Source organism: Geomonas diazotrophica (assembly GCF_018919385.1).
In the GTDB taxonomy this organism is placed as follows: domain Bacteria; phylum Desulfobacterota; class Desulfuromonadia; order Geobacterales; family Geobacteraceae; genus Geomonas; species Geomonas diazotrophica.
Genome location: NZ_JAHLMF010000001.1, coordinates 389,349 through 402,208 on the forward strand (window position 1 = coordinate 389,349; position 12,860 = coordinate 402,208).

Annotated in this window: 11 protein-coding genes; 3 read left to right on the top strand and 8 right to left on the bottom strand. The window is 61.6% G+C overall.

The window, feature by feature from the left end; all coding sequences use genetic code 11:
* Positions 1–27: 27 nt before the first annotated feature.
* Both KOM00_RS01525 and KOM00_RS01530 read left to right on the top strand, forming a co-directional pair.
* Positions 28–1,506 (top strand): complex I subunit 4 family protein, encoded by a 1,479-nt coding sequence (locus tag KOM00_RS01525; RefSeq protein WP_216497067.1) that lies wholly within the window; start codon positions 28–30, stop codon positions 1,504–1,506.
* A 70-nt stretch (positions 1,507–1,576) separates the two neighbouring features.
* On the top strand, positions 1,577–2,971 hold the full coding sequence (locus tag KOM00_RS01530; protein WP_216497068.1) for an NADH-quinone oxidoreductase subunit N: 1,395 nt from the start codon (positions 1,577–1,579) through the stop codon (positions 2,969–2,971).
* 258 nt (positions 2,972–3,229) lie between these two features.
* Here the strand turns inward: KOM00_RS01530 and KOM00_RS01535 are convergent, their stop codons facing one another.
* The 8 genes from KOM00_RS01535 to KOM00_RS01570 form a co-directional block, all read right to left on the bottom strand.
* Positions 3,230–4,165 (bottom strand): HD-GYP domain-containing protein, encoded by a 936-nt coding sequence (locus KOM00_RS01535; protein WP_216497069.1) that lies wholly within the window; start codon positions 4,163–4,165, stop codon positions 3,230–3,232.
* A gap of 222 nt (positions 4,166–4,387) precedes the next feature.
* A complete protein-coding gene (obgE, locus tag KOM00_RS01540; protein ID WP_216497070.1) occupies positions 4,388–5,404 on the bottom strand; it encodes a GTPase ObgE in 1,017 nt (338 codons plus the stop codon).
* Positions 5,405–5,482: 78 nt separating this feature from the next.
* Positions 5,483–5,740, bottom strand: a complete 258-nt coding sequence (rpmA, locus tag KOM00_RS01545) for a 50S ribosomal protein L27 (RefSeq protein ID WP_183344437.1) — start codon at positions 5,738–5,740, stop codon at positions 5,483–5,485.
* 73 nt (positions 5,741–5,813) lie between these two features.
* Positions 5,814–6,122: a 50S ribosomal protein L21 gene (gene rplU / locus KOM00_RS01550; RefSeq protein WP_216497071.1), complete on the bottom strand. Its 309-nt coding sequence runs from the start codon at positions 6,120–6,122 to the stop codon at positions 5,814–5,816.
* A gap of 119 nt (positions 6,123–6,241) precedes the next feature.
* On the bottom strand, positions 6,242–6,547 hold the full coding sequence (locus KOM00_RS01555; protein ID WP_216497072.1) for a Rieske (2Fe-2S) protein: 306 nt from the start codon (positions 6,545–6,547) through the stop codon (positions 6,242–6,244).
* Between the two features lie 216 nt (positions 6,548–6,763).
* Positions 6,764–7,942 (bottom strand): formate-dependent phosphoribosylglycinamide formyltransferase, encoded by a 1,179-nt coding sequence (gene purT / locus KOM00_RS01560; RefSeq protein ID WP_216497073.1) that lies wholly within the window; start codon positions 7,940–7,942, stop codon positions 6,764–6,766.
* Positions 7,943–7,962: 20 nt separating this feature from the next.
* Entirely contained in the window at positions 7,963–9,453 is a 1,491-nt protein-coding gene (locus KOM00_RS01565; RefSeq protein ID WP_216497074.1) for an Rne/Rng family ribonuclease, read from the bottom strand.
* A gap of 193 nt (positions 9,454–9,646) precedes the next feature.
* Positions 9,647–12,136 (bottom strand): TIGR03960 family B12-binding radical SAM protein, encoded by a 2,490-nt coding sequence (locus KOM00_RS01570; protein WP_216497075.1) that lies wholly within the window; start codon positions 12,134–12,136, stop codon positions 9,647–9,649.
* A 277-nt stretch (positions 12,137–12,413) separates the two neighbouring features.
* On the opposite strand from KOM00_RS01570, the gene KOM00_RS01575 reads away from it, so the two are divergent.
* Complete coding sequence (locus KOM00_RS01575; RefSeq protein WP_199387369.1) at positions 12,414–12,653, top strand: hypothetical protein; 240 nt, start codon at positions 12,414–12,416, stop codon at positions 12,651–12,653.
* Positions 12,654–12,860: the final 207 nt, after the last annotated feature.

The window sequence follows — 12,860 nt, forward strand, 5'->3', positions numbered from 1 at the left end:
GGCGCCTGCGCGCCACGGGAACTGCCGATGACTTCTCTCATCCCGATACTCACCCTGCTAGTCTTCCTACCGCTCTGCGGTTCGCTGCTGACCTTCGCGGTCCGCCGCAGCGACAACGCGGTGCGCGGGGTCGCGCTCGCCTTCAGCCTGGCGGAACTCGCGCTCTCCCTCTTGCCGCTCATGCTGTCGGGGCAGAAAGCGGCGGGTGCGCCTGCCGGATTCTTCCTCTACCAGGATGCAGCGTGGATCGAGCGCTTCGGGATCCGTTACACCCTGGGCATGGACGGCATCAGCGCGGTAATGGTCCTGCTGACCGCCTTCATCACCTTGATCGCCGTCCTCTCCGCCTGGGGGGTGAAGGAGCGCTGCGGGCTGTTCTTCTCACTGCTGCTCGCCCTGCAAGGCGCCGTCCAGGGGCTGTTCCTGAGCCTCGACCTGTTCCTCTTCTACCTCTTCTGGGAGGCGATGCTGATCCCGATGCTGCTTCTCATCGGCGTGTGGGGGACCGGGCGCCCGGTGTACTCCACCATCAAATTTTTCCTCTACACCTTCGTGGGTTCCCTGCTCATGCTGGTGGCGATCATCGCGCTCTACCTGATGCACGGGGCGCAGACCGCGAGCTACACCTTCGCGCTCCCCGAGTTGGTCCGCACCAACATCCCGCACGACATCGGGCTCTGGCTCTTCGCCGCGTTCCTTCTTTCCTTCGCCATCAAGTTCCCGCTTTTCCCGCTGCACACATGGCAGCCCGATGCCTACTGCGACGCGCCGGTCGCCGGCACCCTGATGCTCGGCAGCCTTCTCTCCAAGACCGCCGCCTACGGCCTGATCCGCATCGCCTTCCCGCTTTTCCCCGAGGCGTCGCGCGCCCTCACGCCGCTGATCTACGTGGTGGCCGTGCTCGGCATCGGCTACTTCGCCTGGATCGCCTTCGCGCAGCGGGACATGAAGCGGATGCTGGCCTACTCGAGCGTCAGCCACATGGGGTTCGTCGCCCTCGGCATCGCCGCCTGGAGCCCCGTTGCGGTCTCCGGCGCGCTGCTGCAGATGGTGAACCACGCCATAACGACCGGCGCGCTCTTCCTCGTGGTCGGCATGCTCGAGGAACGGGCCGACAGCCGCGATCTTTCCCGCTACGGCGGCACCTGGGGGAAGATCCCCCTCTTTTCCTTCTTCTTCCTCGTCTTCAACATGGCTTCCGCGGGTGTCCCCGGGCTCAACAACTTCGTGAGCGAACTGATCATCCTGGTCGGCACCTTCCGGGTCGCGCCGTTGGCCGCCGCGATCGCCTTCCTGGGGACGATACTCACGCTTGTCTACACGGTGCGGCTGGTCCAGGAAGTGCTGTTCGGCAAAGAGAAGAAACCGCTGGAACTGAAGGATCTGTCGCCCAGAGAGGCGGGTATGCTGGCGGTGATGGCGCTGGTGGTCGTTTACCTTGGCGTGCACCCCGGCCCGGTTCTGGACCTGTTCAAGACACCACTTGAGGTGTTGCTTGCGAAATAACCGCCGGGACTCAGAGGATCTCTGAGACCTCTGAGTCTTCTGTGTTGAGCTTTTAAGCTTCGGAGTTTCAATGACCATTTCCGATCTATACACAATCATGCCGATCGTGATCACAGCGGGGGCGGCGCTGTTCGTGCTTTTATGCGGACCGATGCTCCTTTCCGCGAGCCTCACGGCCATCGGCGTGACCGCCTCGGCGGCGGCCGGGCTGTGGGCGGCACTCGGCACCCCTGCGTCGACTCAGGCCGTCTCGGGGCTCTGCTTCACACCGCTGGCCCGGTTCCTGATCCCGGTATTCTGCTTCGCGGCGGCCGTGACCCTGCTCCTCTCCCACAGCTATAACGAGCGCCGCGGCATCAAGGGAGAAGAGTTCCCGGCCACGGTGCTCTTCGCCCTGTTCGCCTTGTGCGTACTCCCCTGCGCCACCAACATGCTGATCCTGTTCCTCGCGCTGGAGTCGGTCTCCTTCGCCTTTTACATCCTGGTAAGCATGGACCTGAACCGGGCCGAATCGGGAGAGGCGGGGCTCAAGTACCTCCTGATGGGGGCGGTGGCGGCGGCCTTCACCGCCTTCGGCTTCGCCCTCCTCTTCACCGGCAGCGGCACCCTCCAGCTTTCCGGCGCCCTGGCCCGCCCGGACAACAGGGCCATCATCTCCGCGGGGTGGGGCGTCATCCTTGTGGGCATGGCCTTCAAGCTCTCGCTGGTCCCCGGGCACCTCTGGACGCCCGACGTCTACCAGGGAGCCCCGGCGCCGGTTTCCGCTTTTCTCTCGACCAGTTCCAAGGTCGCCGCCGCCGCGCTTTTGCTGATATTGTTGGCCCTGTTCCCGCCGATGCCTGAACTTCGCGTCCCCCTGGCTGCGTTGTCGGTGCTCTCCATGGTGCTGGGGAACCTGGCGGCGCTGCTGCAGCAGAACATCAAGAGGATGCTCGCCTACTCCTCGGTGGCTCACATGGGCTATCTGAGCCTCGCCCTTTTGAGCGGCAGCCGCGACGGCTATGCAGCCGTCCTCCTTTACGGTGCCGTCTATACCGCCATGAACCTCGCCGCCTTCGGTGCGATTTCCTCCCTTTCCATCGACGAGGAAAGGGAGCTCGTCACCGACTACGCCGGGCTGGGCTTCACGGCTCCTCTGCGCGGCGGCGTGCTGGCCCTCGCCATGATCTCCCTGGCCGGCATACCGCCGACGGCAGGTTTCATCGGCAAGTTCTTCATCTTCTACTCCGCCATCAAGGGTGGATCCATCGCCCTCGCCATCATCGGCATCCTGAGCGCCGCCGCGTCGGCTTATTTCTACCTCAGGGTAGTGGCTCAACTCTACATGCACCGCAGCCAGGCTCCCGCCCCCCGTGCCGTCTCCCTCGCCGAGGGCCTCGCCCTCTGCCTCGCCTCTGCAATGATTCTCGTGATCGGTGTCTATCCCGGCCCCCTGCTCAAGGCCATCGACACCGCCCTGCAGTGACTAACCTCCCGTTTCGTGTTGCGGCAAGTACAGGCGTGGATCATGCGGAGAGATCAGTCGTTTGTCGCCTCTCCCTCCCTTTACAGGAGAGGGGAGCGGAGAACGAACGGGATTGATGGCACCTTCCTCGCCCCCTTCCGCGAGGGGAGGGAGGATCGCGGGCAACGTTTGCAAGTTCCCGGAACAACGAAAGAGGCACCGTGCCGCGGGCTGGGCAGGTGCCTCTTTCGTTCCTCGTTTTCATCCCCTCTCGCTTTTCTAGTGCAGCGTTTCCTTAAAGGTGTTCAGGTACTGAAGGTCGAAGGAGCCGTCCATCTCGCCGTACATGATTTCGAGGGCGCTCTCCTTTGACAGCGCCTGACGATAGGATCTGTTGGTGGTCAGGGCACTGAAGACATCTGCGATGGCAGTGATCTTCGAGCTCCTGGCGATGTCGTAGCTGGAGAGGCCGTCGGGGTAGCCGCTGCCGTTTTCCTTTTCGTGATGGTGCTTTACGATCCCGAGGGCAACCGGCGTGAAGATCTTCAGATCTCGCAAGGTGCTGTAGCCGTAGACGGGATGTTTCTTCACTTCCAGGAACTCCGACGGCGAGAGCTTTCCCGGCTTGTCCAACAGCTCCTTGGGTACGTAGACCTTGCCGTAGTCGTGGAACAGGGACCCCATCCCCACGTCCATCAACTCGTCGCGGCCGAGGTCGAACTCCTTTATGTGCAGCGAAATCGAGTAGGTTGCGACCTGGACGGAGTGTACGTAGGTGTAGGCGTTATGGTCAACCAGGCTGCTCAGCGCCGGCATCACCCCGTTCGAATTCATCACGTCGTTGAGGATGTGCTTGATCAGGTTCCGGCAACGATCAACGTTCTGCTTGATAGCTATGGCGGGGCTGTCGAAGATCTCCTGCACGTAATTGACTGATGCCTGGTACAGCATGTTCTGCTTGAGCTCCGGTTCGATGCTGTCATCGCCGAGCAGCAACGGGAGATTCGCCTCCACATACTGGTTGTACGTCGACATTTCGGCAGCCTTGACGAAGAGATGTTTCACATTGTTGTCGAGTAGCCGCTCCTTGTCGCCCTGGGTGAATGAGAGTTTGGGGTCCTTGTACAGCACATGGTTGTCGCCGTGCTTGATGAACAGGGCTACCCCCGGCAGTGTTTCCGGTATCAGTGATTCCAGCTGGATCATTCGGTACATGCCCGACCTCCTGATGAAGTGGGAACCGCGCCGCAGCAATGCTATTGGAACAATCCGATCCTCTGTCCGGTGTATTATTAAAAAACACAAACGCTAGTCTACCATGTCTTTTCCGGATTGCCGGTTTTGCCCGTGGTCCCTGCCGGCGGCAGACCAGGCCAATAAAAAGGGGGAGCAGCCTGTCGGCCCTCCCCCTCTGTGCACCACGTATCTTTTCTGTTGTTACCAGGTCTCGTCCGGCTCGCCCCAAAGGTTCAAGGCGATGTCGTCCAGCAGTTCGGGAATCCCCTCACCGGTTGCCGCGGAAATGGGGAAAACCTTGATGCCGCGTTCCTCGAAGTAGGGAAGCACCTTTTCCAGGTTCTCCCTGACGTGCGGCAGGTCGATCTTGTTGATCACCACGGTCTGCCGCTTCTCGGCCAGCTCCGGGTTGAAGAGAGCCAGTTCGCGGTTGATCGCCTCGTACTCCGCGATGGGATCGCGGTCCGGCATCCAGGAGAGGTCGAGCAGGTGCAAAAGCTGCCCGGTGCGCTCGAGGTGCTTGAGGAAACGGTGCCCAAGCCCCGCCCCTTCGCTCGCCCCCTCGATCACGCCCGGGATGTCGGCCATTACGAAGGAGCGGTAGTTCTTGTACTTGACCACGCCGAGGTTCGGCTTCAGCGTGGTGAAGTGGTATTCCGCGATCTTCGGGCGCGCCGCGGAGATCTTGCTGATCAGCGAGGACTTGCCCACGCTGGGCATACCCAAAAGGCCGACATCGGCCATGAGCTTCAGCTCCAGACGGATCCACAGCTCCTCGCCCGGCTCGCCCGGCTGGGCGAACTTCGGCGCCTTGTGGGTGGCGGTCTTGAAGCGGGCGTTGCCTTGCCCGCCGCGTCCACCCTTCAGGAGCACGATGGAGGAATCCGGCTCGGTGAGATCCGCCAGGATCTCGTCGGTCTCGGCGTCCTTGATCACGGTCCCCTGCGGTACCAGGATCTCCTTGACGTCGCCGTTGGCGCCGTGTCGGTCGCTACCCATGCCGTTTCTGCCGCGGCCGGCCTTCTGGTGCGGATGCTGGCGCAGGTCGAGCAGCGTGGAGAGGTGCGGCGAAACCTTCACCACCACGTCGCCCCCCTTGCCGCCGTCGCCGCCGTCGGGGCCCCCCAAGGGAATGAACTTCTCGCGGCGGAAGGAAACGCACCCCGCACCGCCGTCACCGGACTTCACGTAAATTTTTACTTCATCAATGAAACTCATTAAGTTTTATCCTGTGCAAACGGCAAAAGCCCGGACCTTGCGGCTCCGGGCTTTCACACTTTCGTCTTGCTGCGCTGGCTAGTTGGCCGGGTAGACAGAGACCTTCTTGCGGTCCTTGCCCAGACGCTCGAACTTCACCACGCCCTCGATCAGGGCGTACAGCGTGTAATCCTTACCGAGGCCCACGTTGTTGCCCGGGTGGATCTTGGTGCCGTGCTGACGGTAGATGATGTTGCCAGCTTTGACGGCTTCGCCGCCAAACTTTTTGCAACCAAGTCTTTGGCCGTCGGAGTCGCGACCGTTCCTGGAACTACCGACGCCTTTCTTGTGTGCCATTTTCTGCTCCTTCTGCCGGTAGCGGCCCTGATCCCAACGAATCGCGGCTGCCGCACCGCCGTTTGAATATTACCTAGGCGTTAATCTTCTCAATCAACAGAATAGTCCTGAGTTGACGGTGCCCGTTAAGTTTCCTGGAGTTTTTCCGGCGCTTGGACTTGAAGACCAGAATCTTCTTGTCTTTGCCCTGCTCGACAATCTTGCCGACTACAGAGGCGCTGGGCACTAAAGGTGTTCCGATAACAACCTTATCGCCGCCAACCATCAGGACATCGGAGATCTCGATGGTATCACCCACCGCACCCTCCAGTTTTTCGACTTTGAGAAAGTCGCCTTCGGAAACTTTATATTGTTTCCCTCCGGTTTTGACTACTGCGTACATGTACTTCACCACCTTTACTCTGGATTTACAATTGAGCGGTCAAACTTATCTTGAAAAGTGTTTCGAGTCAAGGTTTTTTTCTGCCGCTCCCGTTTTTCCTGCCGAGAGAGTGGCAGAGGCTAATCGAGGTCCACGAAGACCTCGTCGCCGCGGATCTCGACCGGGTAGATCTTCAGGGGTGCGCATTCGGGGTGTTCCGGGCAGGCACCGGTCACCAGGTCGAAGCGGTAGCCGTGACGCTGGCAGGACAGTTTCCCCGCCTCCTTGACCAGCGCCCCCTGCAGCGGCGCCCCCTGGTGCGGGCACTCGTGCTCGCAGGCATAGACCGTCCCCTTGGTCTTCACCAGGAGGATCTTCTCCCCGCCCACTTCCACCAGCTTCTTGCCAAATTCAGGAATCTCGGAAACTTTCGCGGCAAATACCATGGAACACCTCCGGTTCAATCAAAGAATTGGTCCCACCATTACCTTGTCCATGTAACCTGTAGGGGCGAATAATCATTCGCCCCCCATAGACGAAGCACCTTGGCAGACGCCACCTGCGCGGTCGTCCCGCAGCGGCATTGGTGCCGCCAACCGCGGCTGGGCGAATAGTTATTCGCCCCTACAGAAACCGTCCGCCCCTTAGGCCGGTGCGCTGCCTTACCGCTTCACGATCTTCACGCAGTGCGCCGACTCCTCCGCCTTGGCGCGGGCCTCGTCGCAATCGGCGCCGAAGGCGAGCGCGACGCCCATGCGGCGTCCCTTCCTTGTGTCGGGCTTGCCGAAGAGGCGCAGCTTGCTACCGGGAACGGCCAGAGCCTCAGCGACCCCTTCGAACCCCACCTCTGCTGCCGCATCCTCGGCCAGGATGACGTGGGATGCGGCGCACCCCTGGCTCTCCACCTCCGGCACCGGCAGCCCGAGGATGGCGCGCACGTGCAGCTCGAACTCGGAGAGGTTCTGGGAGATCATGGTGACCATGCCGGTGTCGTGCGGCCTCGGAGAGACCTCGGAGAACCAGACCTTGTCGCCGGTGATGAAGAACTCGCACCCGAAGATGCCGCGCCCTCCGAGAGAGCCGGTGACGGCCTCGGCCTGGCGCTGCGCCTCGGCCAGCACCGACGGCGTCATCGGCGTCGGCTGCCAGGACTCGTGGTAGTCGCCGTCGATCTGGCGGTGGCCGATGGGAGGACAGAAGCTGGTGCCCCCCACGTGGCGCACGGTGAGCAGGGTGATCTCGTAGTCGAAGGGAATGAACTGCTCCACGATGACCTTGTTGGAGGCGCCGCGCGCCCCCTCGATGGCGTACTTGAAGCAGCGCTCCATGTCCGCCGCGTCGCGCAGGACGCTCTGCCCCTTGCCCGACGAGCTCATGATCGGCTTGACGACACAGGGAAGGCCGATGGCGGCAACCGCCTCGCGGAACTCATCCATGCTGGTGGCGAAACGGTAGGCGGCGGTGGGGAGGCCGAGCTCCTCGGCGGCCAGGCGGCGGATCCCCTCCCGGTTCATGGTCAGGTTGGCGGCACGTGCCGTCGGGATTACGTTAAAGCCTTCCTTTTCCAGCTCCAGGAGGTACTCGGTGTTGATCGCCTCGATCTCGGGGACGATGTAGCTCGGCTTTTCCAGGCGCACCACCCGGTCCAGCTCTTCGCGGTTCAGCATGTCGATCACGTGGCTTCTGTGCGCGACCTGCATAGCCGGGGCGTCGGCGTAGCGGTCCACCGCGACCACCTCGATCCCGAATCTCTGGGCCTCGATGGCCACTTCCTTGCCGAGCTCACCCGAGCCCAAAAGCATCATCCTCGTCGCACCATTTTTCAGCGGCGTGCCAATCATCTTCTCTCCTGGTCGTTTATTTAACTTACGGCTACTTCGAACTGTTCCTGGTGGAAGCCGGGCTTGGCGCGGACCGTGATCCGCTTCTTGAAGTTCTTCTCCAGCTCCTCGAGACCGCGGCGCTCCTCGTCGTAAAGGAGGTCGGCCACCTGCGGGTGCACGGTGAGCATCACCTTGGTGCCGCGGATGTCGAGCATCTCGCGGCGCAGCTCGCGGAAGATCTCGTGGCAGACGGTGATCTTGGACTTCACGTAGCCGCGCCCCTCGCAGTACGGACAGGGCTCGCACATCATGCGACCGAGACTCTCGCGCACCCTCTTCCTGGTCATCTCGACCAGGCCGAGCTCGGAGATCTTCAGGATGTTGGTCTTGGACTTGTCGCTCTTGAGCGCCTCTTCCAGGGCACCGTAGACCTTCTCGCGGTTCACCTCCTTCTCCATGTCGATGAAGTCGATGATGATGATCCCGCCCAGGTTCCTAAGGCGCAGCTGGTAGGCGATCTCCTTGACCGCTTCCAGGTTGGTTTTCAGGATGGTGTCTTCGAGGTTGTGCTTGCCGACGTAGCGCCCGGTGTTCACGTCGATGGCGGTAAGCGCCTCGGTCTGCTCAATGATGATGTAGCCGCCGCTTTTGAGCCAGACCTTGCGTCCCAGCGCGCGGCTGATCTCCACCTCGAGGCCGAAGTGGTCGAAGATCGGCTCCTCCTCGTCGTAGAGCTCGATGGAGTACTTCATCTTGGGCATGAAGGTGCTGATGAACTGGACGATCTTGTCGTGCTCGGGCTTGGAGTCGACCACGATGCGCTCGACCGACTCGGTGAGGATGTCGCGCACCACCTTCTGGGTCACGTCGAGGTCCGAGTGTATCAGGCTCGGTGCGCCCGCCTTGTCCTTCTTCTTGGCGATCTCGTCCCAGAGCTTGGTGAGGTAATGCAGGTCGGCGACCAGGTCCTCCTCGCTCTTACCCTCGGAGACGGTCCTGACGATGAAACCGCCGCCTACCGGCTTGATGCGGTCCACGATCTCCTTCAGGCGTTCCCGCTCGGCCTCGTCCTCGATGCGGCGCGAGATGCCGACGTGGTCGACGGTCGGCATGTAAACCAGGTGCCGTCCCGGGAGCGAGATGTGGGCCGTGATGCGCGCCCCCTTGGTGCCGATCGGCTCCTTGGAGATCTGCACCAGGAGTTCCTGCCCTTCCTGCAGGAGTTCCTCGATCGGGTGGAGCGGGTGAGGCATCGGCTCCTCCCCCTCCTCGGGCTCGATGTAACTGTCGTACTCGTCCATGGCGTCGAACACGTCCGCCACGTAGAGGAAGGCCGCTTTTTCCAGCCCGATGTCCACGAACGCCGCCTGCATGCCAGGCAACACCCGGACCACCTTTCCCTTGTAGATGTTGCCGATGATCCCCTTCACCCTGCTCCTCTCGACATACAGCTCCGCAATGGTGCCGTTCTCGATGAGCGCGATGCGGGTCTCGTGGGAGGTGGTGTTAATGACCAGCTCGTTTCCCATGCTAACCCCTTCCTATATATAAAATTCAAAAGCAAACTGTTTCAGGTCCTACATGCATGCGTCCTGTAGGGGCGAATAACTATTCGCCCAGCCGGTGGCGCTGCCGACACCTCTGCGCGTAAGCCTCGCCAACGGGTGGCTGAGGGGGGCGAATGATTATTCGCCCCTACAGATGTCACAGAACGCGGCTCCGTTACTCCTTGAAAAGCACTTCCAGCTTCTCCAGCCGCACCTCTTTGAGGGCGTCGGCGGGGACGCCGAGGATGGCGCTGGCGAACTCGAGCAGCTTGCCGCGCCCCGCAACCATCTCCAGGGTCCGCCCTTCGACCTTCAGTTCGGCCAGTTCGTGACGCAGGTCGAACTCGGTCGACTTCCCCTTCTTCTCGCGCTTGACCGGCGACGACTCCAGGGCGAGGAAGGCAGCCGCCTTCGCCTCCAGGTCGCACGCCAGCTCCTCGGGGAGGGTCACGCGGTAGCGCACCTTGTCCATGATGACGGACAGCGCCGGCGCCCGCAGCGCGATCTCCTGGGCCTCCAGCACCCGCACCCCCCCAGGGAGGGTCGCGTTCAGCGCTTCCTGCAGCTGGGCTGCCGTATATCCGGCATCGACCTCGAAATCCATGTACTCGGCATAGGATTCGATGCCGACGGAGAGCGCGGTGGCAAAGGAAAACTTCGGGTGGGGATGGAACCCCTGCGAAAAGCGGATCGGGATGCCGGAGCGCCCCACCGCCCTGGTGAACAGGGTCAACATCTCCAGGTGGCTCAGAAACCGCATCCGCCCAACCTTCTCGAAACGGATCCGGATCCTCTGCGCCTCTTCGGTCGTCTCCGGTACCGCCGCCTGGCTGGCGTAGGTGCCAAAGGGAACCGGCTCGTTTAGTCGCAGCTTTATTTCCTTGAAATCGCAGACACCGCAGCCGGTGCAGCGATCGAAGCGGCAGTCGGGGGTGGGGGCGCCGACGAGCGATGCCTCGCGCTCCTTGAGCAGGAATGGCTTGGTCACGCCGCAATCGATGTGGTCCCAGGGGAGCACCTCGTCCAGCTCGCGGCGCCTCAGGTAGAAGCTCGCGTCAATACCGGAGTTCTCGAAGGCCTGCACCCATTTCAGGCGGTCGAAATGTTCCCACCAGCCGTCGAAACGGCAGCCCAGGCGATGCGCCTCGATCAGGAGCTTCGAAAGCCTGCGGTCGCCGCGGGCGAAGACACCTTCCATGCCGGAAAGAGAGGCATCCTGCCACTTCATGATCAGCTTCTTTTTCTTGAGGGCGTCGCGCAGGTAGCGCTGCTTCTCGACGATCTCGGCTTCGCTGATCTGCGGCTCCCACTGAAACGGGGTGTGCGGCTTGGGGACGAAGCTCGAAACCGAGACGTTCACGTCGCCGCCGTTGCCGGCAAACTTCCCCTGCCGCTTCACTTCGCGGGAGAGTTCCACGATGCCGTCCACGTCTTCCATGGTTTCCGTGGGGAGGCCGATCATGAAATAGAGCTTGATCAGTCGCCAGCCGTTGCCGTAGACCGAGCGGGCGTTTTCCAGCAGCGCCTCTTCGGTGATCCCCTTGTTGATCACGCTCCTGAGCCGCTCGCTCCCCGCCTCGGGGGCCAGGGTGAAGCCGGTCTTGCGCACGCGGCGGATCTCCTCCGCCATCTCGTCGCTCAGGCTCCCGACCCGCATAGAGGGTAGGGAGACCGCTTTTTTCTGGGCCGAGTAGCGGTCCATGAGCCCCTTGAGCAGCGGGGTGAGGCAGCCGTAATCGCCGGTGGAGAGGGAGAGGAGTGAAATCTCGTCGTACCCCGTGTTGTGCAGCGCTTCTTCCATGATCTCGAAGATCCGCTCGGGGCTGCGCTCGCGCACAGGCCGATAAATATACCCTGCCTGGCAGAACCTGCAACCTCTCGTGCAACCACGGGAAATTTCAACGCTCACCCGATCGTGCACCGTCTTCAGGAACGGGACGATGGGCGAGGTCGGATAATAGGCGGTCTCCAGGTCGGCGACAAAGCGCCTGCGCACGCCCTGACACCACTCCTTCACCGGGGTGATGGCCGCGACCCTGCCGTCGTCGTGATAGCTCACCTCGAACAGGGAGGGGACGTAGACCCCTTCGATCCGGGCGAGGCGCTCCAGGAGTTCCGCCTTGGCAACCCCCTGCTCCTTCGCCGTCCGCACGCAGTCGGCAAGCTCAATCACCGCCTCCTCGCCGTCGCCGATCAGGAAGGCATCGAAGAAGTCGGCCAGGGGCTCCGGGTTATAGGCGCAGGGGCCGCCCGCGATGACGAGCGGATACCCCTCGGGCCTGTCGCAGGCAAGCAGCGGGATCCCGGAGAGATCCAGCATGTTCAGGATGTTGGTGTAGGAAAGCTCGTACTGCAGGGTGAAACCGAGAATGTCGGCGTCGGCCAAAGGAGTACCGGCTTCCAGCGTGACCAGGGGCTTCGCCTCGGCGCGCAGCGACTCCTCGAGGTCGGGCCACGGCGCGTAGGCGCGCTCGGGCATGACCCACGGCACCTCTTTCAGGACACCGTACAGGACCTGCAGCCCGAGATGACTCATTCCTATCTCATATACGTCAGGGAACGCGAGCACAAAGCGGAGCGCCCCTTCCCGGTCGGCAACTGTTCCCATCTCCCCACCCATGTAACGGGCGGGTTTTTCCACTGACAAAAGTATGTTATTGCTCAAAAATCCCCCAGATAGCCCGGCTCAGCCGTGACCGGACATAATAACAAAATATTCGAAGCGCTGGCAAGCAATATACCCTCGGCATCGGCACGGTTCACCACAAAGTATACCGCATTTGCGGTACTCATTGGAGCATATGCGGCGGCGCTTTCATGAGAGCCCGGGTCCCTCCTGGGGTCGCCTCACGTTTTTTCCAGTGTTTACGGTTATAATGAGAGATTGGCACGCAACCTGCTCTATGCCAGACACCAACCCATTTTGTACAAGGAGAATTACCATGAAAAAAGTTCTGTCCTCCGTAGTTGCTGCTCTCGTTGCTGTTGCTTTCGCTGGTGTTGTTTTCGCTGCTGACGCTGCTCCGGCTGCTGCTCCGGCTGCAGAGGCTAAGAAAGAAGAGAAAGCTCCGGCTAAGAAAGCTGCTCCGAAGAAGAAAAAAGCTGCTAAGAAAGCCGCTGCTAAGAAAGAAGAGAAGAAAGAAGCTGCTCCGGCCGCTCCGGCTGCTCCGGCTGCAAAGTAATTTCCCCTTAACGGGTAATTGCGAAAGGCCGCATCTCACGATGCGGCCTTTTTTATTTCTGCCCAGAAAAAGGGCGCCAGCCCGTACCCTCTCCCATAGCAGCGCCCTCACCCCAGTCCCTCTCCCGGAGGGCGAGGGGACAGGATGTCGCCCGCTCCGCGCTTCGTTGCTGCGGGCATAAAAAAAGATCCAAGGGTTCCGGTCGCG

Excerpts from the sequence above, each read along its gene's own strand:
- KOM00_RS01525 (WP_216497067.1), top strand. The coding sequence starts at position 28 with ATGACTTCTCTCATCCCGATACTCACCCTGCTAGTCTTCCTACCGCTC.
- KOM00_RS01530 (WP_216497068.1), top strand. The coding sequence starts at position 1,577 with ATGACCATTTCCGATCTATACACAATCATGCCGATCGTGATCACAGCG.
- KOM00_RS01535 (WP_216497069.1), bottom strand. The coding sequence starts at position 4,165 with ATGTACCGAATGATCCAGCTGGAATCACTGATACCGGAAACACTGCCG.
- obgE (WP_216497070.1), bottom strand. The coding sequence starts at position 5,404 with ATGAGTTTCATTGATGAAGTAAAAATTTACGTGAAGTCCGGTGACGGC.
- rpmA (WP_183344437.1), bottom strand. The coding sequence starts at position 5,740 with ATGGCACACAAGAAAGGCGTCGGTAGTTCCAGGAACGGTCGCGACTCC.
- rplU (WP_216497071.1), bottom strand. The coding sequence starts at position 6,122 with ATGTACGCAGTAGTCAAAACCGGAGGGAAACAATATAAAGTTTCCGAA.
- KOM00_RS01555 (WP_216497072.1), bottom strand. The coding sequence starts at position 6,547 with ATGGTATTTGCCGCGAAAGTTTCCGAGATTCCTGAATTTGGCAAGAAG.
- purT (WP_216497073.1), bottom strand. The coding sequence starts at position 7,942 with ATGATTGGCACGCCGCTGAAAAATGGTGCGACGAGGATGATGCTTTTG.
- KOM00_RS01565 (WP_216497074.1), bottom strand. The coding sequence starts at position 9,453 with ATGGGAAACGAGCTGGTCATTAACACCACCTCCCACGAGACCCGCATC.
- KOM00_RS01575 (WP_199387369.1), top strand. The coding sequence starts at position 12,414 with ATGAAAAAAGTTCTGTCCTCCGTAGTTGCTGCTCTCGTTGCTGTTGCT.